At 66.3% G+C, this 23,595-nt stretch carries 23 protein-coding genes; 5 read left to right on the top strand and 18 right to left on the bottom strand.

The features are described from left to right. Window positions 1–7: 7 nt before the first annotated feature. The 8 genes from RMR04_RS19675 to RMR04_RS19640 form a co-directional block, all read right to left on the bottom strand. Window positions 8–868, bottom strand: a complete 861-nt coding sequence (locus tag RMR04_RS19675; RefSeq protein ID WP_311910029.1) for a carbon-nitrogen hydrolase family protein — start codon at window positions 866–868, stop codon at window positions 8–10. 3 nt (window positions 869–871) lie between these two features. Next, on the bottom strand, window positions 872–1,660 hold the full coding sequence (locus RMR04_RS19670; RefSeq protein WP_311910028.1) for an ABC transporter ATP-binding protein: 789 nt from the start codon (window positions 1,658–1,660) through the stop codon (window positions 872–874). Continuing rightward, window positions 1,657–2,562: an ABC transporter permease gene (locus RMR04_RS19665; RefSeq protein WP_311910027.1), complete on the bottom strand. Its 906-nt coding sequence runs from the start codon at window positions 2,560–2,562 to the stop codon at window positions 1,657–1,659. The genes RMR04_RS19670 and RMR04_RS19665 overlap by 4 nt, the downstream gene beginning before the upstream one ends. Window positions 2,563–2,627: 65 nt before the next feature. Further along, window positions 2,628–3,683, bottom strand: coding sequence for an ABC transporter substrate-binding protein (locus tag RMR04_RS19660; RefSeq protein ID WP_311910026.1), 1,056 nt, complete (start codon window positions 3,681–3,683; stop codon window positions 2,628–2,630). A 324-nt stretch (window positions 3,684–4,007) separates the two neighbouring features. Continuing rightward, a complete protein-coding gene (locus RMR04_RS19655) occupies window positions 4,008–4,196 on the bottom strand; it encodes a hypothetical protein (protein ID WP_311910024.1) in 189 nt (62 codons plus the stop codon). Window positions 4,197–4,215: 19 nt separating this feature from the next. Continuing rightward, window positions 4,216–5,109: a LysR family transcriptional regulator gene (locus tag RMR04_RS19650; protein WP_311910023.1), complete on the bottom strand. Its 894-nt coding sequence runs from the start codon at window positions 5,107–5,109 to the stop codon at window positions 4,216–4,218. A 69-nt stretch (window positions 5,110–5,178) separates the two neighbouring features. Beyond that, entirely contained in the window at window positions 5,179–5,592 is a 414-nt protein-coding gene (locus RMR04_RS19645; RefSeq protein WP_311910021.1) for a cyclophilin-like fold protein, read from the bottom strand. 86 nt (window positions 5,593–5,678) lie between these two features. Continuing rightward, entirely contained in the window at window positions 5,679–6,755 is a 1,077-nt protein-coding gene (locus RMR04_RS19640; RefSeq protein ID WP_311910020.1) for an alpha/beta hydrolase, read from the bottom strand. A 330-nt stretch (window positions 6,756–7,085) separates the two neighbouring features. On the opposite strand from RMR04_RS19640, the gene RMR04_RS19635 reads away from it, so the two are divergent. Beyond that, window positions 7,086–8,318: an MFS transporter gene (locus RMR04_RS19635; protein WP_311910019.1), complete on the top strand. Its 1,233-nt coding sequence runs from the start codon at window positions 7,086–7,088 to the stop codon at window positions 8,316–8,318. 119 nt (window positions 8,319–8,437) lie between these two features. On the opposite strand, the gene RMR04_RS19630 is transcribed toward RMR04_RS19635, so the two are convergent. From RMR04_RS19630 to RMR04_RS19610, 5 genes are all read right to left on the bottom strand, one after another. Further along, entirely contained in the window at window positions 8,438–9,949 is a 1,512-nt protein-coding gene (locus tag RMR04_RS19630) for a M81 family metallopeptidase (protein ID WP_311910018.1), read from the bottom strand. A 71-nt stretch (window positions 9,950–10,020) separates the two neighbouring features. Next, complete coding sequence (locus tag RMR04_RS19625) at window positions 10,021–10,866, bottom strand: ABC transporter permease (RefSeq protein ID WP_311910017.1); 846 nt, start codon at window positions 10,864–10,866, stop codon at window positions 10,021–10,023. Window positions 10,867–11,071: 205 nt separating this feature from the next. Next, complete coding sequence (locus RMR04_RS19620) at window positions 11,072–12,004, bottom strand: ABC transporter permease (RefSeq protein ID WP_311910016.1); 933 nt, start codon at window positions 12,002–12,004, stop codon at window positions 11,072–11,074. 50 nt (window positions 12,005–12,054) lie between these two features. Then, the gene (locus tag RMR04_RS19615; RefSeq protein ID WP_311910015.1) at window positions 12,055–13,638 is read right to left on the bottom strand and encodes an ABC transporter substrate-binding protein; all 1,584 of its coding nucleotides are present in this window, start codon (window positions 13,636–13,638) and stop codon (window positions 12,055–12,057) included. A 72-nt stretch (window positions 13,639–13,710) separates the two neighbouring features. Beyond that, a complete protein-coding gene (locus RMR04_RS19610) occupies window positions 13,711–14,589 on the bottom strand; it encodes a MurR/RpiR family transcriptional regulator (RefSeq protein ID WP_311910014.1) in 879 nt (292 codons plus the stop codon). Between the two features lie 188 nt (window positions 14,590–14,777). On the opposite strand from RMR04_RS19610, the gene RMR04_RS19605 reads away from it, so the two are divergent. Then, a complete protein-coding gene (locus RMR04_RS19605; protein WP_311910013.1) occupies window positions 14,778–16,109 on the top strand; it encodes an NAD(P)/FAD-dependent oxidoreductase in 1,332 nt (443 codons plus the stop codon). 135 nt (window positions 16,110–16,244) lie between these two features. Here RMR04_RS19605 and RMR04_RS19600 read toward each other — a convergent pair whose 3' ends face one another. After that, on the bottom strand, window positions 16,245–16,619 hold the full coding sequence (locus RMR04_RS19600; RefSeq protein WP_311910011.1) for a winged helix-turn-helix transcriptional regulator: 375 nt from the start codon (window positions 16,617–16,619) through the stop codon (window positions 16,245–16,247). A 143-nt stretch (window positions 16,620–16,762) separates the two neighbouring features. Between RMR04_RS19600 and RMR04_RS19595 the strand changes: the two genes are divergently transcribed. After that, window positions 16,763–17,203 (top strand): DoxX family protein, encoded by a 441-nt coding sequence (locus RMR04_RS19595; RefSeq protein ID WP_311910010.1) that lies wholly within the window; start codon window positions 16,763–16,765, stop codon window positions 17,201–17,203. A 79-nt stretch (window positions 17,204–17,282) separates the two neighbouring features. After that, the gene (locus RMR04_RS19590; RefSeq protein WP_311910009.1) at window positions 17,283–17,669 is read left to right on the top strand and encodes an MAPEG family protein; all 387 of its coding nucleotides are present in this window, start codon (window positions 17,283–17,285) and stop codon (window positions 17,667–17,669) included. A 157-nt stretch (window positions 17,670–17,826) separates the two neighbouring features. Here the strand turns inward: RMR04_RS19590 and paoC are convergent, their stop codons facing one another. Genes paoC through paoA form a run of 3 tightly spaced genes read right to left on the bottom strand, consistent with a single transcriptional unit; the run spans window position 17,827 to window position 21,636 of the window. After that, a complete protein-coding gene (paoC, locus tag RMR04_RS19585) occupies window positions 17,827–20,034 on the bottom strand; it encodes an aldehyde oxidoreductase molybdenum-binding subunit PaoC (RefSeq protein ID WP_311910008.1) in 2,208 nt (735 codons plus the stop codon). Between the two features lie 4 nt (window positions 20,035–20,038). Further along, window positions 20,039–20,989: an FAD binding domain-containing protein gene (locus RMR04_RS19580; protein WP_311910007.1), complete on the bottom strand. Its 951-nt coding sequence runs from the start codon at window positions 20,987–20,989 to the stop codon at window positions 20,039–20,041. Further along, complete coding sequence (paoA, locus tag RMR04_RS19575) at window positions 20,986–21,636, bottom strand: aldehyde dehydrogenase iron-sulfur subunit PaoA (RefSeq protein WP_311910006.1); 651 nt, start codon at window positions 21,634–21,636, stop codon at window positions 20,986–20,988. The genes RMR04_RS19580 and paoA overlap by 4 nt, the downstream gene beginning before the upstream one ends. A gap of 429 nt (window positions 21,637–22,065) precedes the next feature. Between paoA and RMR04_RS19570 the strand changes: the two genes are divergently transcribed. Continuing rightward, a complete protein-coding gene (locus tag RMR04_RS19570) occupies window positions 22,066–22,569 on the top strand; it encodes a hypothetical protein (protein WP_311910005.1) in 504 nt (167 codons plus the stop codon). Between the two features lie 90 nt (window positions 22,570–22,659). On the opposite strand, the gene RMR04_RS19565 is transcribed toward RMR04_RS19570, so the two are convergent. Beyond that, a complete protein-coding gene (locus RMR04_RS19565; RefSeq protein WP_311910004.1) occupies window positions 22,660–23,208 on the bottom strand; it encodes a hypothetical protein in 549 nt (182 codons plus the stop codon). Window positions 23,209–23,595: the final 387 nt, after the last annotated feature.

The following is a 23,595-nucleotide window of genomic DNA, read 5'->3' as shown; positions in this document are numbered from 1 at the left end:
CGTCTCCTCAGGCAGGTCTTGTGTTGGTGGGCAGGTCTTGTGTTGGTGGACTGGTTCCGATCGCCGTGGGCATCGCCGCGTCAAAGGCGCGGCCAACCGGGATGGACATGATGATCGGGGCGGGTGAGGCGCTGTCGCCCGCAGCCATGACCTTGCCGTCGCGCGCGACGGCAAGGGTCTCGCCGTCATGCCGGATGTCGCGGCCCATGAGGCTCTCGACGCCGTAGCGTGCGGCCGAGAGCGCGAAGAGGCCCGCGCCCGCCGCATGGGCGCGGAGTTCGCTCCGGAAAAAGCCCGGCGGGTCCTGCGGAGCGGGGCCAGCGACCATGACGGCGACGAGATCGGCCCCGGCCGCGGCAGCCTGCGCCCAGTGTCCGGGAAAGCGGCGGTCGTAGCAGATCAGTACGGCGAGCCGGAGCGGGCCGAGGCGCGTCACGGCGATGGCGTCGGTGCCGGCCCGGAAATGGTCGGACTCACCGAAGCCGTCGCCGGGCTGCCTCGGCGGCAGGCACCGCTTGGTGGCGGCGCGCTCGATTGTGCCGTCCGGCCGGGCGAGCAGGGCCGCATTGACCGGCAAGCCGCGCCCATCGGTTTCAGCGAGGCCGAACAGGACCGCAAGCCGGTTGGCTCGCGCCAGCTCCGCCATGAACCGGCCGGTGGGGCCGTCCCGGCTTTCGGCGAGCCCCGACCAGCGCTGCGGGGCATCTGTCGCGACATAGGGCAGGAACGACAGTTCCGGCAGCACCACGAGCCGCGCGCCCGCGGCCGCTGCGGCGGTGATGCCGGCTTCGGCCTCGCGACGCAGCGCGCGATCATCGGTTCCGCCCGGCCCGAGTGGAACGGCGGCGACCAGGATGGTCTCCGGCATGGCTCAGACCGCTTCCTGTTCGGCGAAGGCGCGGTCGACCTCGTCGGCGAGCAGGTCGGTGAACAGGTCGCGATAGGCGTGATAGCCCGGATCTCGGCTCTGCCGCGGTCGCGGCAGGTCGATCGGCACGATGGTCTTGACCCGGCCCGGCCGCGCGGTGAAGACGACGACCCGATCGGCCAGGGAGATCGCCTCGTCGATCGAATGCGTGACGAGCAGGATCGAGGCGCCGCTGTCGCGCCAGATCTGCAGCAGGAAATCCTGCATGCGGGCGCGCGTCTGCACGTCGAGAGCGGCGAAGGGCTCGTCCATCATCAGCACCTTCGGGCGCATCGCCAGCGCCCTCGCACAGGCCGCCCGCTGGCGCATGCCGCCCGACAATTCGTCGGGCTTCTTGTCCAGCATGTCGCCGAGCCCGACGCGCCTGAGCGTCTCGATCGCGATCTCGCGCCGCCTTGCAGGCAGGACATGCTGGATCGACAGGCCGAAGGCGACGTTGTCGGCGATCGTCAGCCATGGAAACAGCGAGGCTTCCTGGAAGATCAGGCCCCGTTCGGCCGAGGGTTCGACGACCTCTTCCCCATCGCAGAAGATCTGCCCCTCGCTCGCCTCTTCGAGCCCCGCGATCATGTAGAGCAGGGTGGACTTCCCGCAGCCCGAGGGGCCCAGAAGCACGACGAACTCGCCCGGCGCGACCTCGAAACTGAGATCGTCGAGCGCCAGCACGGGCGCACGGCCCTCGGGCGTCCAGCGCTTCGAGACGCCCTTGATCGATACGGCAGCGCGGGTCATCGGGAGCCTCCCTGGCCGGGCGCGACCCACCACAGCATGCGTCTCTGGACTTCGCGCAAGGCCAGGTCGGACAGGAAGCCGAGAAGGCCGATGATCCCCATGGTGAAGAAGACGAGCTTGGCGTTGAAGGTCGAGCGCGCCATCGAGGTGATCTGGCCGAGCCCGGTGCCGACGCCGACGGTCTCGGCGATGAGCACCACCATCCAGGCGCCGAACAGGTTGAGCCGCAGCGTCATGAACAGGCTCGGCAGGATCGCGGGCAGGACGACCTTCCAGAAGGTCTGGCGTCGCGTCGCGCCCATGATGCGCGCGACATGGATGTAGTTCTTCGGCACGCTCTCGATCTGCGCGCCCGTCGACAGCACGATGGCGAAGAACAGCGTGATGAAGACAAGGAAGATCGCCGGCTTGTCGCCGATGCCGAAGACGAAGATCGCAACCGGCAGCCAGGCGACGGGCGAGATCGGCGCCAGCAGCAGGATCGTCGGCAGCAGGAGCTTGCGCAGGGTGGCGATGTAGTGGATCACCGCCCCCAGCGCGACGCCGGCGACGAAGCCGAGCAGCAGGCCGACGACGACGCGCATCGTCGTCCAGGCCATGGTGATGAGCAGCGGCAGGACGCCCCCGCCTGTCGAGACGCTGCCGATCCGGTTGGAGCGGTCGAAATATTGCAGCGTTCCGGGGATGTCCTGCAAAAACAGATGCGGCGGCGGCAGCAGCAGCGGGTTGATCATTCCCGCCGCCCAGAAGCCCTCCCAGATGCCCGCGAACAGGCCGAGCGACAGGGTGGCCCAGCCCAGTTTCGCCAGGCCGCGCCGCAGCCAGGGCGGGAATGTCGAGGCGAATATGCGGTTCCGGCTGGCGGAAGCGGCGAGGCGGTCTGCCTCCAGGCGCATCGTCATGGCGTCGTTCCTGATCGTGAGAACAGGCCGGCCGGCAGGTCAAACCCGGCCGGCGCGGCAGCGGCTCAGGCGGATTTGAGCTTCAGCCCGTCGTAGAGCGTCTTGTTCTCGGCGATCACGGCTTCGAGCAGGCTCCAGTCGAAGGCGCCTTGATCGGGCGACTTCTTGACGTAGCCGAGTTCCTTCATCGACTGCCCGCGCTCGATGATGAACTTCGTCTGGTTGCGCTGGTCGACGACGATCGGCTGCTTGCTGGAGGCGTCGATCGCAGCCTCCATGCTGGTCTTGTAGTATTTGCCGACGGTGTCCTTGAGCGCCGCCGTCTTGTCGGTCTCGGCCTGCGACTGCGCGACGAAGAGCGCCTTGATCACGGCCTTCACCGCGGCCGGGTTTTTCTCGATCAGCGGCGTGCGCACGGCGAGCACGCAGTCGGAATAGCCCTTGCCGTAGACGTCGGTGCCGTCGGAGAGCACGCTCGCGCCCTTGCGGCCGATGACGCATTGCGACGCATAGGGCTCGATATGGCAGATCGCGTCGATCGCGCCGACGAGGAAGGCCTGGGCGAGCTCGGGCGAGGTGTCGAGGTACTTGATCTCGACATCCTTGAAGCTGAGGCCCGCCTTCTTGAGATAGTCATAGGGCAGCACCTCCAGCGTGTCGGCCTGGAAGGTGCCGAAGGTCTTGCCCTTCAGATCGGCGGCGGTCTTCAGCCCCTCCTTGCCGACGATGATGCAGCCCTCGACGCCGCCACCGGCGACGATCTTCACCGGCGCGCCGGCATCGTAGAGCGTCATGAAGTTCGAATAGGGGATCATCGAAATGTCGACGAGGCCGGCGCCGAACATCGTCGTGATTTCGGTATTGGAGGGCGTGACGACGAATTCCAGATCGACGCCGTCGGCCTTGGTCAGGTTGCGTTCCTTGGCGAGGAACATGCCCATATTGCAGAAGCCGGAGCCATGGGTCGCCTTGAGGGTGACATTTGCGGCAGCCGCTGCCGTCGGCGTGAGCAGGCCCGCCAGATGGGCAGGCAAGGCGAGCGTGGCGACAGCCGAGGCGCCCGAGCGCAGGAGGGTCCTGCGCGAGAAATTCCGATAGAACAACCCGTCACGATCGCACATGTCTTTCCTCCAGCCTCCAACAAAGAAGACCGCAGGGAAACCGCACCCGAAGAGCTCACCGCAGAGCGCCCAGCGTTGCTAGCCAGCCATAACCCATGGCCGGAGCACCGTTGCACGGTATCCCGACGATGGGCACGCCAACCCGGAAAGAGCAAAACGGCTCTGCGCTGCTTTAAGCACAAGCAATTCCCGTGCCGAAGATGGCGTGTCGCGAACCATGCCCGATTGCATCCAAGGGCGCTTCGGAATCAGGCCAGAGCCAAGATTCTCGGCCTATTCAAGCGAAACGCCGCCCGGTGGGGCCGGGCGGCGGCTACCGGGCCGTCATCGATCAAGCGGCAAAACGCGATCGAGCGGGAAGATCGGTCGGCGGGCGCGGCGATAGGGCAGTTTCGTCAGGTCCGGCGTGCAGAGCACGCCGCTGTCGCAGACGATCACGTTGTCGCAGACGATCCCCTGGCCGGCGATCGGCTCGAAGGCGGCCCGGACATGCTGCATCGACTTCAGCGCCACCACGCGCCTGAAATGCGCTTTACACGCGGTGCCTGAGTGCATCCAACAGCGCGACGAACGCCGGAGAGGATTGCCGGCGGCTCGGATAATAGAGGTGGTACCCATCCCATGGCGGGGAGAATTCCTGGAGGACGCGGATCAGACGACCGTCGGCGACATAGGGAAGGATGATCTCCTCGGGGATATAGGCCAGGCCGAAGCCGTCCAGCGTCGCCTCCAGGGACTCGAAGATGTTGTTGAAGGCGAGCTGGCCATCGACGCGTATCCTGATCTCGCGCCCATCTTCCTCGAATTCCCAGGCGTAAAGGCCGCCCGAACTCGGCAGGCGAAAATTGATGCAGGCGTGACCGACCAGATCCTTGGGATGGGCAGGCTTCGTCCGGCCAGCGAAGTATGCCGGCGATCCAACCACCGCCAGGCAGAAATCCGGACCGATCCGAGCCGAGATCATGTCCTTGGCGAGGTGCTCACCCATCCGGACGCCGGCATCATAGCGCTCGGTCACGATGTCGGTGAGGCCATTGTCGAGGATCAGCTCGACCTTGATGTCCGGGTAGCGCGGCAGGAACGTCCTGATCTTGGGCCAGAGCACGAATTTGATCGCATAGTCGGCTGCAACGATCCGGATCGTACCGGCGGGCTTGTCCCTGAGGTCGCCGAGGGACTCGACCTGGGCCTCGATCTCGTCGAAATGCGGTCCGATCCCGTCAAGCAGGCGTTCGCCGGCGTCAGTCAGGGACACGGCCCGGGTCGTGCGCGTCAGGAGGCGAACACCGAGGCGCGCCTCCAACTGCCGGACTGTATGGCTCATGGCCGACTGCGACAGTCCGAACTTGGCTGCGGCCTTGGTAAAGCTGCGCTCCCGCGCGACCGCGAGGAACGCGACCAGTTCATTCACATTGTCACGCGGCACTCACGAAGCCCTTCATACCGGGAGCCAGATTGACGAGCGTGACAGCGATTGGCAACTCGTGGCCGCGGGCTACTTGGCGCGCTCGACCCGGATCGACACCGTGCCCGGGCGATCGAATATGGAGGCGCCACCCTTCACTTGGCCCAGGATGACGATCCCAGGCTGGGGAACCTGTCCATCGCGGTAGTAGACCACGAAATGGTCAGGCCCCCACAGGCCGAGCGTCCCGTTCTTGAACGCGCGCTGTCGTGGGGCGGCCGGGAGAGGCGATGGCAAGTTTCCGGTCTTCTCCTGGCGAAGATGATCGCTCATGTCGATGGTTAGCGGCAGCATCGGAATGAGCGCCTTCGTCGCGGCGTTCTCAGTGAGTTCTGCGGTGATCGAACCCCATTCCGATGAGATTGTGATGCGTTCCTGGGCCATGGCGGTTCCGATCATTCCGAATGTGACGACGCCTGCGATCTGCATGGCTTTGAGCGACATTTTCGATGGCTCCCCATGGGTAACGACAGCACGGAGTGTCCGGGCTGTCGATCCAAGCGTTTCTGATTGGCGTCGATGAACGAGCGTCAGACCGACAGATTCCGATCGAAGAAGGTCTTCAGCTTGTCCCAAGGGATGAGGTTGACCCGGTCATAGAGGTCGACATGGCCCGCATTCGCCACGATGAAGAGTTCCTTGGGCTCGCTCGCCCTGGCATAGGCGTGCTCGCTGAAGATGCGCGAATGCGCCTTGTCGCCGGTAATGAACAGGACGGGACGGGGCGAAATCCAGCCCAGCCGCTCATACGACCAGAACTGCATCATCTGCGCGTCACTGGTGGTCGAGAACGCGGTTGTCGAGCGCGCATGCTGACCGCGAGGGGTGCGGTAGTAGTCGAAGAACTCGCGATCGATCTCGGTCGAGGCCGCCGTGATCACTTGTGGCGTACCGATCACCATCGTCCGCTCCGCGCCATCGACCTCGGCCCAGCGCTGCGCGGCGATCGTCTCCAAGGACTTCTTGATCGAGGCCTCGTCGGCTGCGGCCGAAAGTCCCTGACGCTTCGCCTGGCCGATGTCGTACATGCTGACGGTTGCCACCGCCTTGATGCGCGGGTCGATCTCCGCTGCCGCGAGCCCAAAGCCGCCGCTACCGCAGACGCCGATCAGGCCGATGCGCTCGCGATCCACGAATGACAGCTTGCCGAGGTAGTCGACGCCGGCGCTGAAGTCCTCGACCAGCGCCTCCGAGGACGCGATCTCATGCGGTTGGCCGCCGCTTTCACCGACATAGGAGGGATCGTGGGCGATGGCGACGAACCCTCGCTCCGCCATCGTCTGGGCATAGAGGCCCGACGCCTGCTCCTTCACCGCGCCGAAAGGCGTGCCGACAACGAGCGCCGGATACCGCCGGGAGCGTTCGAGCCCCTTTGGGACGTAGAGGTCGGCGACGAGGGTGATCCCGAGCCGATTGGTATAGGACACCTTGCGATGCTCGACCCGGTCGCTCTTCGGGAAGGTCTTGTCCCAGGCCAGCGTTTGCTGGGCCATGGCCGGCGTGGCCATGTTGGACGCCAGGCCCAGCGCGGCGAGTCCCGTCAGTTTCAACACATCACGCCGCTGGGTCAGTGCCGTTCCGGTTTCCTTCGTCGCATCGCTGTTCATGTCGTTCGCTCCTGTTGCTGGCGGCAACCTAAGCGATGCGACGGGAATGAATTAGCCGGGTTAATTCGCTTGTCATCAGAAAATAAGCTCATCAATCGAACGGCCGTCGGGTCGGTCGATTGAGAAGCTTTGTTCATGACTGCAAGCCGTTCTGCACGGCTATTCGCTGAAATTGCCAGGCCTTAGGTTGAACCTCACCCGATACACGCCATTCGCGCCGAGGAAGCTCGCGCGTCTGAGCTGGGCTCCGCAGGCGGAGCCATACCCAAACCCTGAGTGATGTTGGCGCGCCTACGGCCGCTCGACGAACGACGACCGCGAGGCACCCCGATGCAAGTTCACGTTCCCGCCGACACTGTCGATCTGCGTGAGGCCTCCGCGCCATGGAGCGCCGTCTGCGCGATGTCGCTATGTGCCTTTGTCCTGGTGGCGTCCGAGTTCATGCCGGTGAGCCTGCTGACGCCTCTGGCAAGCGAGTTGGGGCTGAGCGAGGGCCAGGCCGGACAGGCCATCTCCATGTCCGGTATTTTCGCGGTGGCGACGAGCCTCAGCATTTCATGGGTGACCCGGCGGCTCGACCGAAAGCACGTTCTGTTGTCCCTGACAGCATTGATGATCGTGTCCGGCGCTCTGGTTGCATTTGCGCCGAGCTATGCCCTGCTGATGCTCGGCCGGGCCTTGCTGGGCATCGCCATCGGCGGCTGCTGGTCGATGTCGACGGCGGTTCTGATCCGCATCGTGCCCAAGGCCTGCGTGCCCAAGGCCATCGCCATCCTTCAGGGCGGCAGTGCGTTCGCCTCAACCGTCGCGGCTCCCCTTGGCGCCTTCATCGGCTCGCTCATCGGTTGGCGCGGTGCTTTCTTCAGCGTGGTTCCGCTGGCGGCGGCGGCGCTGATTTGGCAGGCAATGACCCTCCCGGCATTGCCGAGCGAGCGCAAGCCCGGCACCGGCAACGTCCTCATGCTCTTGGCTCGACCAAGGGTCGCGGTCGGCATGACCGCGGTGGCGCTCCTGTTCATGGGGCAGTTCACCCTCTTCACCTATCTGCGACCGTTCCTCGAAACCGTGACACGCGTCGACGTCTCGACCCTCTCGCTCATCCTGCTCGGGATCGGGGTCGCAGGTCTTGTCGGGACCATGGCTATTGGGGAGGTCATCGAGCGCCACCTGTTCGCGACGGTCATTGCCATCCCGCTGCTGATGGCCGTTATCGCATTGGGCCTCGTCGCCTTCGGGGACTGGGTGGTCGGCACGGCGGTGCTTCTGGGGGCCTGGGGTCTCCTCGCGACGCCGGCACCCGTCGGGTGGTTCACCTGGTTGTCGCTGAGCTTGCCGGAGGATGCGGAGGCAGGGGGTGGCCTCATGGTCGCCGTGATTCAACTCGCCATCACGCTTGGGGCCACCGTCGGCGGCCTGCTCTACGACGCGGCGGGCTACGAGGCGACATTCGGCCTCAGTGCCGGCATTCTTGCTTTGGCTGCGGCGTTGGCCGTCCTTACAGGACGGACGGCTCCGGTCAGTTCGAGCCCGGAAACGCGCGCCGGGCCGCCTCCATTGCAGTAGGCCCAAGTGGCGCGGAGCTGACAGCAATTCCGGTTGTGCGACGAAATCTCGGCGACGCAAAGCGGGGAGGGGCCGGCAAGCGCAGTTCCGGCCTTCGCAATGGCCGGAGCGTGCGGCTGCTATAGTGCCGTCATTTGTCGAGCGGCAACATCGCGATCGAGCGGGAAGATCGGCCGGCGGGCGCGGCGATAGGGCAGTTTTGTCAGGTCCGGCGTGCACAGCGCGCCGCTGTCGCAGACGATCACCTTGCCGGCGATCGGCTCGAAGGCGGCCCGGAAATGCTGCATCGACTTCAGCGCCACCACGCGCTTGGCGGCGGGATCGATGCCGAAGGCACGGAACTGCTGCAGGTCGTTCATCTGCGCCCGGATCGTGGTGACCAGGATCTCGATATCGCCGACGCGCAGCACGGCGCAGGGCCCCCAGCTCGCATGGAGGCCGCCGAGCATCGGGCCGTCGCCGACATAGTCGCCGTCGCTCAGGCTGACGAGCGTGCCGGTGAGGGCAAGCGGCCCGCCGCCGATCGCGGGATCGATCTTGCCGCCGAGCCGGACCGAGACCGTCGCGCCCGGCTGCGTCCGGTGCAGCTCAGCCGCGACTTCGGGATCGACGATTGGGCCGAAGCAAGCGTCCTTCAGATCGGCCTCGATCATGGCTTTCAGCAGCCCGGTCGCATCGCCATAGCCGCCGCCGCCGGGATTGTCGGCGTAATCGGCGATGATCAGCGGGCCCGATGTCGCGACATAGGCGGCCGCCTCCGCGACGGCGTCCGCCACCGTGAGGAAGGGCGTCACCATCTCGAAGCGGCGCTGCCACATGTCGTCGACCAGCGCCTCGGCGAAGCCGCGATGGCGCTCGTGGTCGCCCTCGCAGGTGACGAGCACGGTCGGACCGACCTCGGCGATATCGGCGTTGCCGAAGCCGCCATTGACGCTGACGGCAAAGACGCCCGGCTCCTGTTCATAGGCCTTCGCCTTGGCGATGCGCGCGACCATCGGGCCGATATCGGTGCGCCCGCCATTGACCTCTTCCAGCATCGGCCGCTCGGCGCGCAGCGTCACCGGCCTGATCTCGCCCGCCATGGCGCGCTGCAGGATGCCCGCCGCCAGCCGCCCGGTCTCGCGGACATCGACATGCGGATAGGTCTTGTAGGAGACGACGATCTCGGCGAGCTCCGTCATCGCCCGGGTGACATTGGCGTGGGGGTCGAGCGTGACGCCGATCGGCACTTTCGGGCCGAGCACGGCGCGCAGCCGCCTGAGCAATTCACCTTCGCCATCCTCGCAGAACTCCGTCACCATCGCGCCGTGCAGGCCGAGCAGCACACCGTCGATCGCCCCGGCATGGGCCTTGGCCGCCTCGACGATGACATCGGCGATGCGGTCGAAGGCGTCGCGCGTCACCGGGCCCGAGGGCTGGGCGGCGGCGCTGATCGCATGGACCACCCGCCAGCCGGCCGGGCGGCCGATATCGAGGAAGCCGGCGATCGGCGTATTGGCCTCACCGCGCTCGGTGATGGCGGCGTGGCCGAGCCTGATGCCGCGATCCGTGAAGGCGGCGTAATCGGCCGGGCAGCGGCTGAAAGTATTGCTCTCATGCGAGAACTCGGCGGTCAGCACGGTGAAGCTCATGGCGTTCCCTACGGTCCCTGATGTTTGTCTTGGATGTGTTGGATGCGGTTCTGTTTGGATGGTGTGGCGCGTCAGCCGTCGCGCAGCGAGGCGCGGATATCGAGCGCCTCGATCAGCGCGTCCCCGAACAGGTTGATGGCGATCACGGTCGTGGCGATGACGAGGCCGGGAAAGATGATGATCCAGGGCGCGATGAAGATCTGCGCCGTGCCGGAGCTCATCATCGCGCCCCAGCTTGGCACCGGCGGCTGCGCGCCGAGCCCGAAGAAGCCCAGCGTCGCCTCGAGCACGATGGCGTCGCCCGTCGCCAGCATGCCGGCGACGATGACAGGGGTCATCGCATTGGGCAGGAGATGGCGGAAGAGCACGCGGCCGGGATGGGCGCCGGCCGCCACCGCCGCATCGACGAAGAGCTCGCCCTTGAGCGACATCACCTGTGCGCGCGTCAATCGGGTGAACTGGGCGAGATAGGCGATCGCGATGGCGATCGCGGTGGAGTGCAGCCCCGGCCCCAGGATCGCGATCAGGATCAGCGCCAGCAGGATTTCAGGAAAGGACCAGGTCAGATCGACGATGACGGTCACGGCCCGGTCGAACAGGCCGCCGAAATAGCCGGCGGCGGCGCCAAGCGTCGCTCCTGCGACCACCGACAGCGCGATCGACAGCACGCTGACGCTGAGCGAGGTGCGCGCGCCCTGGATGATGCGCGAGAGCAGGTCGCGCCCGAATTCGTCGGTGCCGAGCCAATGCGCAGGCGAAGGCGGCGAGTTGGCGATCGAGAGCTGCTGGGCGGCATAGTCGTAAGGCGCGATCCAGGGCGCGAAGACCGCGCAGATGACGAGGCCGATCAGGAACAGCGCGCAGATGGCGCCGCGCGGCGAGCGGGCGAGGCGGGCTGGCAGCGAGGGACGGCTCATCGTGGACGGCTCATCTTGCACCGGTTCATCTTGGAGCCCGTTTGGAACCTCCAGCCCTCATCCTGAGGAGCCGCGCAGCGGCGTCTCGAAGGATGCTCCCGATGGCTTCGGAGACTCCTGGAGCATCCTTCGAGACGCCATTCCCAAGAGAATGGCTCCTTAGGATGAGGGCTCGGGAAACGTCCAAATGGGCTCGCAGTCCGGCTCATCTTGCACCCATGGCTTCGCGCAGGCGCGGATCGAGCGCCGCCTGGGCGAGATCGCCAAGCAGCGTGCCGAGCATCACCGCGATGGCGAGCATCAACAGGCAGCCCTGCACCAGCGGATAGTCGCGCTGGCCGAGCGCGGTGATCAGCAGCGAGCCGAGGCCCGGCCGGGCGAAGACATATTCCACGGTGACGGCGCCGCCGAGGATCCAGCCGATGCGCAGGCCCAGGATCGTCATCACCGGCAGCATCGCCTGCTGGAGCACATGGCGCAGCTGGATGCGCCAGAAGGGCAGGCCCTTGGCGTGGAGCACGCGCACGAAATCGCGGTTGGCGATCTCGATCATTGCGGCGCGGGTGACGCGGGCGATCAGGGCCGTGCCGCCGATGCCGATGGTCAGCGCCGGCAGGACCAGCGCGTCCCAGCTGCGCGCACCGGAGACCGGGAACCATTCGAACTGCACGGCAAACATCAGGATCATCAGCAGCGCCAGCCAGAAGCTCGGCAGCGTCGAGCCGAGCAGGATGAAGCCCATCACCGCCCGGTCGAACAGGCTGTCGCGGAAGGAGGCGGCGAGCACGCCGGTGACGATCCCCACCGTGGTGGAGAAGATCAGCGCCGCGCCGCCGAGCGCCAGGCTGTGCGGCATGTTCTCCGCGATCAGCCGCGCGACCGGCTGGCGCATCACGATGGCGTCGCCGAGATCGCCCGTGACGACCTTGGCGAGCCAGCGCCCGTATTGCACGAGCAACGGCTGGTCGAGGCCGTAGCGGGCGATCATCTGCGCTCGCTGCTCGGGCGAGGAGCCGACCTGGATCAGATGCTCCAGCGGATCGCCCGGCACGAGATGGATGATCATGAAGATCACCAGCGAGACGGCGAGGAACACCGGCACCAGCATGGCGAGCCGCCGGATCGCGAATTGCAGCAAGGCTCTCTCCCCTGTGCGGTCGTGTCGAGCTCAGTTCGTTTGGGCCGGGCTCAATTCGCCGGGGCGATATCGAGCATGGTCGGCCCGTAGAGCCCGGTACCGCGGATCACCTGGGGCAAGGTGATGCGCTTGCCATAGGCCAGGCTCTGCGCCGGCTGGTAGATCGGCGCGAAGGCGTACTGCGACAGCACATACTCATGATAGCGGGTGAAGTTCGCGACGCGCTCGTCCCAGGTCTTGGACTTGTTCATGGCGATGTCGTTCAGCCGCTCGGCTTCAGGGTCGTTGAACATCGAGACATTGGGGTAGCCCGCGCGCTTGGCCGCGAAGAACCAGTCGACGATGTCGGCATTGGTCCATTGATAGGCGCGGATCGCGAGCTGGTGCTCGGTCTTCTTGCGGTACTGCGCGTTGATCGAGCCGGCATCGATGATGCTGATATCGGCCTGCATACCGACAGCCTTGAGCTGGGCCTGGACGATCTCGACGAGGCGCTTGAACTCGGTGCCGTTCTGGGTCCAGAGCTTGACCTCGAGGCGCTTGCCGTCCTTGACGCGGATGCCGTCGGGCCCCGCCTTCCAGCCGGCTGCGTCGAACAGCTTCTTCGAGCGCTCCGGATCATAGGAAATCTTGTATTTCGGCTCGACCTGCGACTCCTTCAGCGAGGAGATCAGGAAGGTGTCGGCTGCCGCGCCATTGCCGCCATAGAGGCTGGTCAGGATCTCCTTCTGGTTGACGGCGAACGCGGTCGCCTCGCGCAGCCTGACATCGGTGAACGGCTCGACGCTGGTGTTGATCGGCATATAGACCAGCTCATTGCCGGGAATGGTGACGAGCTTCACCGCCTTGTCGGCCTGGATGCGCGGCAGGAAGTCGGTCGGCACATTGACCAGCATGTCGGCGCCGCCGGTCTTCAGTTCGAGATAGGCGGTCGATTCCTCGGCGATCTCGCGGAAGGTCAGCTTCTTGAACTTGGCCGGCCCCTGATTGGTCGAGAGGTCGGAGGCCCAGGCATAGTCGTCATTGCGCACCAGCACGGTCTGCTGGCCGACGCTGAACTGCTGCATCTTGTAGGGGCCGGTGCCGATGGCCTCGGTCACGCCGAATTTGTCGCCGAGCGCCGTGTAGGCCTTGGGCTCTGGAATGCACATGAAGGATGTGGCGAGGTTGAACAGCAGGTTCGGGTCTGGGTGCTTCATGTGGAAGCGCACGGTCAGGTCGTCGACGACCTCGACACGCTCGATCGCCTCCACGGTGAAGGCGTTCTCGGTGCCCTTGAACTGCGGCACCCACCATTCGATCGTTTTGGCGTTGAACGGCTCGCCATTGTGGAACTTGACGCCAGGCTTGAGCTTGAAGGTCCATTGCATGCCATCGGGGCTGGCGTCCCAGGAGGAGGCGAGCTGGCCATGGAAGCTCTGGTCGGCATCCTGCACGACCAGACGGTCAAAAATCAGCGTCGTCGCCGTATTGAGCTTGGTCGCCTTGGTCGGGTTATAGGTCGGCGCGCCGACGAGGCGCGCGGTCATCACGAAGGTCGCCTCCTGCGCCTGCGCGCTGGTTGCGGCCAATCCTGTGAAGCCCAAGCCCGCGAGGCTCAAGGCCAGCAGGCTGCGTGTCATCATCGTCTTCATTCCGGTTCCCCTTTTTGTTGTCAGATGCTGCGCAGGCATTGAAGGCATGGAAGGTTTGGAAAGTGCCGCCCATTAGTCGAGCGGGCCTGTGGTGTCGCCGACATGGCCGGTGAAGCGGCCATAGAGCTCCGCCATCCGGTTCAGCCGCTGCTCGACCTGCGGGCCGAGCTCGACGAAGACGGCGTTGATCATGAGGTTGCTCAGGCTCGCCATCTGGGCGGTCGAGTCCCAGAACAGGTTGAACTCGGTCGAGACGACCAGCATCTCGTCGACCAGCCCGCGCCCCCAGTCGCAGAAGGAATCGGTGACGAGCGTGGTGGCGATGCCGGCAGCCTTGGCTTCCTGTGCCAGCACTTTTGCCATGCGCGAATAGCGCCGCGCCTCGAAGATCACCAGGCAGCGCCCGGGCCCGTCCGGGAGCAGCAGCTCGGAGAAATTGCCGGCAGCGAGATCGACGAGATGCACGCCGTCGCGCAGGTACTGGAGCTGGTTGGCGAGATATTGCGCCAAGCCCCGCTCAGTCTGGAAGCCGGTGATGTAGACTGTGGGCGCGCTGGCGAGGCGGCGCGCCACGCGCTTCCACTCCTCGCTCTGGGCAAGCTCGTAGAGCCGGACGAGGCCGGCGATCTCGAGCTCGAGGCTGCGCGCCAGCTGGTCGTCCCCGGAGCGGCTGCGCTCTTGGAAATCGCGCAGTCGGTCGCTGATCAGCCAGGGGCTGTCGCCGATCTCATCGGCCAGGCTCGCCTTGAGATCCTTCAGGCTCCTGTAGCCGAGCGTCCGGCAGAAGCGCCCGACCGTCGGCTCGCTCAGCGAAACCTTTTCGGCCAGGCTTGCCGCCGTCTCGAAAGGCAGGCTCGACATCCGCGCCAGCATGTAGCTCGCCAGCGCCTTGTCGGCGCGGGAGCCGCCGGTGAGGCAGGCCTGCAATCTCTGGCGGAGTGTCTGCGACATCGGAATTCCCGGGCGATGTCGCAATCAAGAAATTTTTCTATCACACTGTCAAAGGATTTTTATTTTCTTGCAAATCATGGCGCTTTGAGGCTCGTCTGTGGCGATGCCATAGGCAGCAATACCCGCAGCGGCTATGCCCAAGCCGCTGCTGATTGTCAGGGCGAATGGAGACGGGTCTGACCGGCGCGATGACGACTGCAACAGGACAGGCCCGGACAGATCAGGCCGAAACCGGACAGGCCGAGCCACGCCAAGCCGGCTCGCGACAGGTGCAGGCACGGCAAGCCGACGTGATCGTGCTCGGGGCCGGCATCATCGGCGTCAGCGCGGCCCTGCATCTGCAGGAGCGCGGCCGCAGCGTCCTGCTGGTCGATCGCGGCGAACCGGGAGGGCAAACCAGCCATGGCAATGCCGGGCTGATCGAGCGCTCCTCCGTCGTGCCCTACGCCTTCCCGCGCGACCTCGCGACGCTTGCCGCCTTCGCCTCGAACCGCTCCATCGCCGTGCGCTACCGGCCGGCGGCGCTCTTGCGGATGGCGCCGTGGCTGGCGCGCTACTGGTGGAATTCGGCGCCCGACCGGCTCGAGCGGCAGGGCCGCGCCATCCTGCCGCTGATCGAACGCTGCATCGACGAGCACCGGCGCTGGACGGCGGCCGCCGGCACGCAGGCGCTGATGCGCGGCGAGGGCTGGATCGAGCTTTACCGCAACCCGCGCGCGCTCGAGCAGGCGATTTCCGCGGCAGTGGGCTTGCATGGCTACGGGCTCACCTATGACGTGCTGGACCCCGAGACCCTGCGCGCCCTGGAGCCCGCTCTGCTGCCCGGCACCGTTGCCGGCGCCTTGCACTGGCGCGACCCGGTCACAGTCAGTGATCCCGGCGCGGTGACACGCGCCTATGCCGGGCTGTTTGTCGCGCGCGGCGGCACGCTTGTGAAGGCGGATGCGCTGGAGTTGAGTCAGGAGGGTACGCAATGGCGCCTACCGACCGAGGCCGGGGACTGGCGGGCGGCGGAGGTCGTGGTCGCGCTCGGGCCCTGGTCGGGCGATCTCTATGAGCGCCTCGGCTATCGCTTCCCGCTCGCTTTCAAGCGTGGCTACCACATGCATTACGCGGCCGTGAACGAGGCTGTGCCGCAGCACCCGCTCTGCGATGCACAGGCGGGTTTCGTGCTGAGCGCGATGCAGCGCGGCATTCGCCTGACCACCGGCATCGAGCTTGCCGGCCGCGACGAGCCTTCGGATAGCTGGCAGCTCGACCAGGCGGAGACGGTCGCGCGCCGGATCATGCCGCTCGGCCCGCGCCTGGATGCGCAGCCCTGGCGCGGCGCACGGCCCTGCCTGCCCGACATGCTGCCGGTCATCGGCCCGGCTTCCCGCCATCGCGGCCTCTGGTTCGCCTTCGGCCACGCCCATCACGGCTTCACCCTGGGCCCGGCCACCGGGCGGCTCCTGGCCGAAACGATGACCGGCATGCCGGCCTTCTGCGACCTCAAGCCCTTCGCGGCTGATCGCTTCTAGGGGGACGGTTCGGGCGCGGACCGGGACGCCGTCCTGACGTGGACATGGCTGCGTAACGGAGACGGGCGTGTCGGAGGCATGATGCATGCCGGCTGCCTCGAGCGCCCCGGGGAAGGGCAGGTCGCCCGGCTCTCATCAGCGCGGCTTGCGGCCCCTCATGGTCGGTCGCTCCGGCACGCTTTGGCCGTGCTCCTGCCACCAGGCCGTCAACGCCGCGATCGTCGGGCCGAGCCCCCGCGCCTTGGGGGTGATCTCATATTCGACCTTGGGCGGGACTTGCGCAAACACCGTTCGCGAGACCAGGCCGTCGGCTTCGAGCTCGCGCAGCTGCGCCGTCAGCATGTGCTGCGTGATGCCAGGGATCGCCTTGCGCAGCTCCCCGAAGCGGTAGGTGCGCTGGTGGAGAAGCCACATGATCTCCAGCTTCCACTTGCCCGAGAGCAGCGCGAAGGCCCGGCGCATCTCGTCCTGCATGGTGAAGTCGCCATTGGCCATGGTCAGGTTTTCCATACTGAGTGACAGTAATTCATCCTACTTGCAGGGATCAATATCGTCCGCCATTTTGCCTGCATCGACAAGCTGCTCGTCGATTTGAGCTGCCATACAGCAACAATTCGATTGGAGAATGCTGCCTTCGCGGCAGATGAAAACTCATGTCCGCACAATACATCTATTGGGCAAGCACCGCATTGCTGTTGCTCTTATATATCTCATCTGCATTCCTTTACCTGATCAGGGGCGCCTGGGTCCGCGAGGCCCTGGCCGGGCTTGGATACCCCGCTTATCTCGTCCAGCTCATGGTCGTCGTGAAGATCCTGGGGCCGATCGCGATCCTCTGGCGTCCGGAGCCGTTTCTGAGCGATCTCGCCTATGCCGGCATGCTCTATCACCTGCTGCTCTCGGGCCTGGCCCATCTTGGCGTGCGCAAGCCACGGGCGGCCGTGCCGGCGGTCGTGGGCCTCATGCTCCTGGCTGCATCCTTCTACACCCAGAACGCCGCCCGCGAGACCCCGTCGCCCTATGCGCCGATGCGGTTCGAGCGTTCGGCGGCGCATGGCCACGCAACCGAGGAGGCGTCGCCATGGCTCGGCTGAATGGAGCGGTCGCCATCATCACCGGCGCGATCATCGACAGCCCGCGCCGAGCGCCATACCGGCCACTGAGGGAGAGCCAATGAGCTTTCTTCCGATCACCTCGAGCTTCACCGCGATCTTCGCCCTCGCTTTGGTCGCCCTGTCCGTTCCGGTCACGCTGCGGCGCGTGAAGGTCGGCGACCTCATTGGCGACAGCCCGGATGCGGTGCTTCGGCTGCGCATCCGGGCGCAGGGCAATTTCATCGAATATGTGCCGCTGGGCGTGATCGGGCTTGGCCTGGTCGAGGCTCATGCGGCGGCGACATGGCTGGTCCTGTCGATCGGCGGCGTCCTGGCCGGCGGTCGATTGCTCCATGCCGTGGGCATGTGGCGCGAATCTGCACCGCTCAGAGGCTTCGGCATGCTGCTGACCTATGCCGCCCTGGTTGTGGCGGCTGGGGTTTTGCTCATGCTTTCCCGAGCCTGATCGCCTCGGGCAGGGTAGGTGCCGCCGCCGTGTTGATCCTGCCTGATCCTTCCCACGCCCCGTGCGGTTTTGACGGAAGGACGGGAACCGCGACCGGCAATGGTCGCCGAGCGGGCTCCGGCCACGAGCCGTTGAGCGGCCGAACCGATCCGGCGTCTCAGCTCACCGATGGCAGCCTGTCGAGCAGCTTGTCCAAGGTGATCGGATAATTGCGCACGCGCACGCCGGTGGCATTGTAGACCGCATTCGCGATCGCCGCGCCAACCCCGCAGATGCCGAGTTCGCCCACGCCCTTGGCTTTCATCGGCGAGGACATCGGGTCGGTCTCATCGAGGAAGATGACATCCTGATGGGGGATGTCGGCATGGACGGGAACCTCATAACCCGCCAGGTCGTGATTGACGAAGAAGCCGCGGCGCTTGTCGATGACGAGATCCTCCATCAAGGCCGCGCCCGCGCCCATCGTCATCGCGCCGATGACCTGGCTGCGGGCGGATTTCGGATTGAGGATGCGGCCTGCCGCGCAGACGGCGAGCATGCGCCGGAGCCGGACCTCGCCGGTGGCGCTGTCCACGCCGACCTCGACGAAATGGCCGCCGAAGGTCGATTGCTGATGCGTCTTGTCGAGGTCGCCGAACTCGATCGTATCCTCGACGGTGATGTCGGCTTCGCGCGCGGCCAGCGCCAGCGGGACCGTGCGATCGCCCGACCTCACGGCGCCATCCTCGAACACCGCATCGGCCAGGTTGAGCCCGAGTTTTTTCAGCACGGCCTCGCGCAGCTTGACGCAGGCCGCGTAGACGCCCGCGGTTGCCGAATTTGCGCCCCACTGGCCGCCGGAACCGGCCGAGACAGGGAAGCTCGAGTCGCCGAGCTCGACCTTCACCTTGTCGATGGTCAGGCCCATCATTTCCGCGGCCGTCTGGGCGATGATGGTGTAGCTGCCGGTGCCGATGTCGGTCATGTCGGATTGGACCGTGACGATGCCGTCGCGATCGAGCCTGACCCGCGCACCCGACTTCATGGCGAGGTTGTTGCGCAAGGCTGAGGCGACTCCGATGCCGACGAGCCACTTGCCGTCCCGGATGGTAGCCGGCGTCGCCGAGCGCTTGTCCCAGCCGAAGCGCTCGGCGCCCAGGCGCAGGCATTCGACCAGGCGGCGCTGCGAGAACGGCCGTTGCGGCTTCTCCGGATCGACCTGGGTGTCGTTGCGAATGCGGAACTCGATCGGGTCCAGGCCGAGTGTCTCCGCCATCTCGTCCATGGCGATCTCCAGCGCCATCAGGCCCGGCGCCTCGCCCGGCGCGCGCATCGCGTTGCCCTCGGGCAGATCGAGCACCGCAAGCTTCAGCGAGGTCATCCGGTTGGCGCCGGCATAGAGCAGGCGCGTCTGCTGCGTCGCGAGCTCCGGTCCACCATCCTTCAGGTCCCCGGACCAGCTCTCATGCCCGATCGCGGTGATCTTGCCGTCGGGCGTTGCGCCGATGCGAATGCGCTGGATCGTCGCGGGGCGGTGAGTGGTGTTGTTGAACATCATCGGCCGTGTCAGGGCGACCTTGACCGGCCGCCCGGCCGCGCGCGCGCCCAGCGCCGCCAGCAGCGCGTCGGCACGGATGAAGAGCTTGCCGCCGAAGCCGCCGCCGATGAAAGGCGAGATCAGCCGGACATTCTCCCTGGGAATGCCCAGCGTCCTGGCCATGTCGCCCACACTCCAGGCGATCATCTGGTTTGAGGTCCACAGCGTCAGCTTGTCGCCCTCCCAGCGGGCGATGGAGGCATGCGGCTCCATCATCGCGTGGGCCTGATCGGGCGTCGAATAGCTTTGGTCGAGCTTCACCGGCGCGGCGGCGAAGGCGCCCGCGAAGTCGCCGATGGCGGTCTGGGTCGGTGCCTCTCCATCGGCCGGGGCGTCGGGCGCGCTGTCCCTGACGGCGGCGAGATCGAAGCTGCCCTTCGCGTCCGCGTAACGCACTTTCACCAGCTGCGCGGCAGCGCGGGCCTGCTCGAAGGTCTCGGCGACGACGAGAGCCACCGCCTGATGGTAGTGCTGGATCTCCGGGCCGCCCAGCAGCCTGGCGGTGTTGTACTTGCCCTTGGCGAGCTTGCCGGCGCTCTGGGCCGTGACGATGGTCAACACGCCGGGCGCCTGCTGCGCGGCGGCAAGGTCCATTCCGGTGATCCGGCCCTTGGCGATGGCCGCGCCGACGACATGGCCATAGGCCTGGTTCGGCGCGACATCGTGCTGCTCATAGGCGTAGCGGGCCGTGCCGGTCGCCTTGCGCGGCCCGTCGATCCGGTCCAGCGGCTGCCCGACGACCTTGAGCCTGTCGATCGGGTTGGTGGTGGCTTGTGTGTCGAATTTCATGGCGTCAGGCCCTCGCTTCGACAAGCACGGCGGCGAGCGTGCGCTCGACCAGCGGGAGCTTGAAGGCATTGTCATGGGTGGTTCTGGCATTCGCCAGCAGGCGCTCCGTCACGGCCCTGGCGCCTTGTGGCAGTTGGGCCTCTGCCGCCTCGATCCGCCACGGCTTGTGGGCGACGCCGCCCAGGGCAACGCGCCCGGTGCCGTCGCGCTGCACGATCGCGCCGACCGCAATCAGCGCGAATGCATAGGACGCGCGGTCGCGCACCTTGCGATAGACATGCTTGCCGCCGACGGGCCTGGGCAGGGTCACCGCCGTGATCAGTTCGCCCGCGGCGAGGGTGCTTTCAAGGTGGGGCGTCTCGCCCGGCGCCCGGTAGAATTCGGCGATCGGCAGGCTGCGCGTCCCGCCATCGGGTCTCACCGTCTCGACCTGCGCGTCCAGCGCTCGCATCGCCACCGCCATGTCGCTGGGATGCGTGGCGATGCAGGCATCGCTTGCGCCCACCACCGCAAGCGACCGGCTGAACCCGCCCAGCGCCGAGCAGCCTGTGCCGGGTTGCCGTTTGTTGCATGGCTGGTTGGTGTCGTAGAAATAGGGGCAGCGGGTGCGCTGCAGCAGGTTGCCGGCCGTCGTCGCCTTGTTGCGGAGCTGGCCCGAAGCGCCGGCCAGAAGCGCGCGCGACAGCAAGCCGTAATCGCGCCGGATGCGCGCATCGGCCGCGAGATCGGTGTTGCGCACAAGCGCGCCGATCCTCAGTCCGCCATCCTGCGTCGGCTCGATGGTGTCGAGTGCGAGGCCGTTGACGTCGATCAGGTGGCGCGGGCTCTCGATCTCCAGCTTCATCAGGTCGAGCAGGTTGGTTCCGCCGGCGATGAAGCGCGCATCCGGGTTTCGGGCGGCGGCTGACGCAGCCTGCGCCGGCGTGGCGGCGCGCTCATAGGTGAAGGATTTCATGCCTTCCTCCCGGACATTTCGGTGATGGCGTCGACGATGTTGGAATAGGCGCCGCAGCGGCAGATGTTGCCGCTCATGCGCTCCCGGATCTCGGCTTGCGATCCTTCGGGCAGGGCAGTCAGATCGGCGCTGACATGGCTGGGGATGCCGGCCTTGATCTCGTCGAGAACGCCGACCGCCGAGCAGATCTGGCCTGGCGTGCAGTAGCCGCACTGAAAGCCGTCATGCCTGACGAAGGCGGCTTGCATCGGATGCATGTCGTCGGGCGTGCCGAGGCCCTCGATCGTGGTGATGCGCTCGCCCTGGTGCATGACGGCGAGCGTCAGGCAGGAATTGATGCGCCGGCCCTCGACGAGGACGGTGCAGGCGCCGCACTGGCCGTGATCGCAGCCCTTCTTCGTGCCGGTCAGGTGGAGATTTTCGCGCAGCGCGTCGAGCAGCGTCGTCCGCGCATCGAGGTTGAGTTCGCGTCGCGCGCCGTTGACCTCGAATGAAACGGGCAGAATGACGGGGCCCGGGCCGGCAGCGCCAGTCTCCGCCGAGGTTTGTGCGGCGAGCCGCGAGGCGGATGATGTCGTTGCAACCGCGGCTGCGGTGGCGACCAACACATCGCGGCGCGTCGCCGCCAGATCGGTGGGTAGATTCATGCTCACTCCGGAGTTGCCGACGCTCACAGCGACCTCGCGCTGACCCGCGACCGCCATGGAGAACTCGCCCCATGGCGGACACACCGTCGCGATGCCGCGCTTCGCGGATGCCTATCCTCCCAACTGCTCAGAGCTTGGAAGCGTTCCAGAAGGAGGGCCGATTGGCTTTATGAGACAGGCTCATCAATCCGGCGTCGTGCCGAGATCAGCGCCTTGCGGCTCGTGGAAGTTCCCGCAGTCCCGTGCTGGATGCGGGAATATCCAGCCTGCTTCTAGGCGTGGCGGCGGACGGCGTAGCATCGGGGGCAGGCCGCGCGATTTTCACGCCGGCCGGGCTTCCTCAACGACGTCGGCGCTCGCCGGACTTGCCATAACCAGATTTGCCGCAACCAGTCTTGCCATGAGCGGCGCGGCTCTGCACCATCCGGCATGGCCGCTCGCACAACCCTTGCGGCGTTCCGGAAGGACGCTGCCTATTTTGGCCTCCTGGCTGTCCAGACGGCGGCGGCGACGGCGCTGTTTTGGGTGATGTTTCCGTTGTTTCGCCAGATGATCATGCGGATCGGCGAGCCGCTGCAAGTGAGCCGCCTCGTCGAGTTGGAGATCGTGCTGGCGACGTTGATCCTGCATTGCGCCTATTGGGCGCGCTATCGCTGGGTCGCGGTGGCGGCGCCGGTTCACAGCCCCTTCCTCGGTCATCTCGTCCAGTTTGCCGGGCGCTCCAGTTTCTTCTTTGGCGGCGCGCTGTTCTCGGTGCTGTTTTTCCGGCACCTGCCCGAGCTCGCCGGGCTGCCCTCGCTCGACCAGGCTCTGGCCAGAGGCCTTATCGTGCTCTGGGTGCTGTTTGCCCTGTTCTGCTATTCGCTTGAGCTCGACCGGCTTGGCAAGGCCATCGAGGAGCCGCCGAAGCCGGAGCCGCCCAAGCAGAGTTGAAAAAGAAGCAGGCTTGAAAAGGCGCGGACCCTGAGCCGACGTGACAGGCCGGCGCGCTGTCTGCAAGATTCCGTGGCCTTTGGCCGAAGTTCAGCGTTTCCGGGCCAGGTAGAGCGGCACGGAGAGGACGAGCTGGACGGAGGTGCTGGTCTTGCCGGTCGTGCTCCGCGACAGCGCTCCAGCCAGCCCCAGGCCGAACATCTTGTTGTCGGCGGCATCGTATTTCTCGAATTCCAGCGTCGCGAAGACCTGCCGAACCGGCGTGGCGCGAATGACCGTGCCGAGATTGCCGCCGCCAAAGGTCGCGTAGCCGGCCTTTCCCGTCAGCTTCCAGCCGGCCTCCCACTGATGATAGACCCCGACATAGCCGCCATAGAGCGGCTGAAGCTGGCCCGGCCCGGAATTGACGGTGACATAGGTGAGCGCGAGGCCGGCGATGAGGCCGCGATGTCCCGCCTCGTCGAGGGAAAAATCCGCGTCGAGCCCCCTGACCAGGTCGTCGTCAGAGCCGATCCGAGTGGAATCCTGACGGGCCGCGAGACAGAGCCGGAGACCGAAAGCTCGGGGACAAACCGGGTCTGGTCGAGGAAAGTATAGTCGAAGCCGGTGCTGAAGCTGCCTAGCGCCAGTTGCGACCATGGCGTGGAAGCCGTCTTGGAGCTGGCGAAATCGAAGCCCGCATAGACGCTCAGGTCGTCGGTGATGTCGATGGTTAGCGGGGCGTCGATGGAGAGCGACTTGCCGGAGCTGCTCGTGATCGAGAAGAACCCGCGCCGGCCGATGACGAAGCTGTTTCCCGGCGATCTCGCCAGCGTCGCGGAGGCGTCGATGTAGATCTCCGGCCCTGTCGCTGGCGGCTCGGTATCAGAGGCGGACGCCTCCGGGCGAGGCCGCTCTTCGGCAAGGCTGGCCGGGGCGGGAAGGGCGCAGGCGAGCGCCATCAGGATCCGGTGGGGCGCGCGGCTGAACAGTGCCGGCCGCCGCGCGCCACCGGGGCGCATGAGCTCAACATTCCCTAGAGATGGC

Origin of the sequence: Bosea sp. 685 (assembly GCF_031884435.1) — a bacterium.
Taxonomy (GTDB): Bacteria; Pseudomonadota; Alphaproteobacteria; order Rhizobiales; family Beijerinckiaceae; genus Allobosea.
This window is presented reverse-complemented; position numbering and strand designations above follow the sequence as displayed.

Excerpts from the sequence above, each read along its gene's own strand:
- RMR04_RS19610 (WP_311910014.1), bottom strand. The coding sequence starts at position 14,589 with ATGTCGCAGACACTCCGCCAGAGATTGCAGGCCTGCCTCACCGGCGGC.
- RMR04_RS19670 (WP_311910028.1), bottom strand. The coding sequence starts at position 1,660 with ATGACCCGCGCTGCCGTATCGATCAAGGGCGTCTCGAAGCGCTGGACG.
- RMR04_RS19570 (WP_311910005.1), top strand. The coding sequence starts at position 22,066 with ATGGCCGCTCGCACAACCCTTGCGGCGTTCCGGAAGGACGCTGCCTAT.
- RMR04_RS19640 (WP_311910020.1), bottom strand. The coding sequence starts at position 6,755 with ATGAACAGCGATGCGACGAAGGAAACCGGAACGGCACTGACCCAGCGG.
- RMR04_RS19595 (WP_311910010.1), top strand. The coding sequence starts at position 16,763 with ATGTCCGCACAATACATCTATTGGGCAAGCACCGCATTGCTGTTGCTC.
- RMR04_RS19630 (WP_311910018.1), bottom strand. The coding sequence starts at position 9,949 with ATGAGCTTCACCGTGCTGACCGCCGAGTTCTCGCATGAGAGCAATACT.
- RMR04_RS19660 (WP_311910026.1), bottom strand. The coding sequence starts at position 3,683 with ATGTGCGATCGTGACGGGTTGTTCTATCGGAATTTCTCGCGCAGGACC.
- RMR04_RS19600 (WP_311910011.1), bottom strand. The coding sequence starts at position 16,619 with ATGGAAAACCTGACCATGGCCAATGGCGACTTCACCATGCAGGACGAG.
- RMR04_RS19635 (WP_311910019.1), top strand. The coding sequence starts at position 7,086 with ATGCAAGTTCACGTTCCCGCCGACACTGTCGATCTGCGTGAGGCCTCC.
- RMR04_RS19645 (WP_311910021.1), bottom strand. The coding sequence starts at position 5,592 with ATGTCGCTCAAAGCCATGCAGATCGCAGGCGTCGTCACATTCGGAATG.
- RMR04_RS19605 (WP_311910013.1), top strand. The coding sequence starts at position 14,778 with ATGACGACTGCAACAGGACAGGCCCGGACAGATCAGGCCGAAACCGGA.
- RMR04_RS19590 (WP_311910009.1), top strand. The coding sequence starts at position 17,283 with ATGAGCTTTCTTCCGATCACCTCGAGCTTCACCGCGATCTTCGCCCTC.
- RMR04_RS19580 (WP_311910007.1), bottom strand. The coding sequence starts at position 20,989 with ATGAAATCCTTCACCTATGAGCGCGCCGCCACGCCGGCGCAGGCTGCG.
- RMR04_RS19615 (WP_311910015.1), bottom strand. The coding sequence starts at position 13,638 with ATGAAGACGATGATGACACGCAGCCTGCTGGCCTTGAGCCTCGCGGGC.
- RMR04_RS19675 (WP_311910029.1), bottom strand. The coding sequence starts at position 868 with ATGCCGGAGACCATCCTGGTCGCCGCCGTTCCACTCGGGCCGGGCGGA.
- RMR04_RS19565 (WP_311910004.1), bottom strand. The coding sequence starts at position 23,208 with ATGGTCGCAACTGGCGCTAGGCAGCTTCAGCACCGGCTTCGACTATAC.
- RMR04_RS19665 (WP_311910027.1), bottom strand. The coding sequence starts at position 2,562 with ATGACGATGCGCCTGGAGGCAGACCGCCTCGCCGCTTCCGCCAGCCGG.
- paoA (WP_311910006.1), bottom strand. The coding sequence starts at position 21,636 with ATGAATCTACCCACCGATCTGGCGGCGACGCGCCGCGATGTGTTGGTC.
- RMR04_RS19625 (WP_311910017.1), bottom strand. The coding sequence starts at position 10,866 with ATGAGCCGTCCCTCGCTGCCAGCCCGCCTCGCCCGCTCGCCGCGCGGC.
- paoC (WP_311910008.1), bottom strand. The coding sequence starts at position 20,034 with ATGAAATTCGACACACAAGCCACCACCAACCCGATCGACAGGCTCAAG.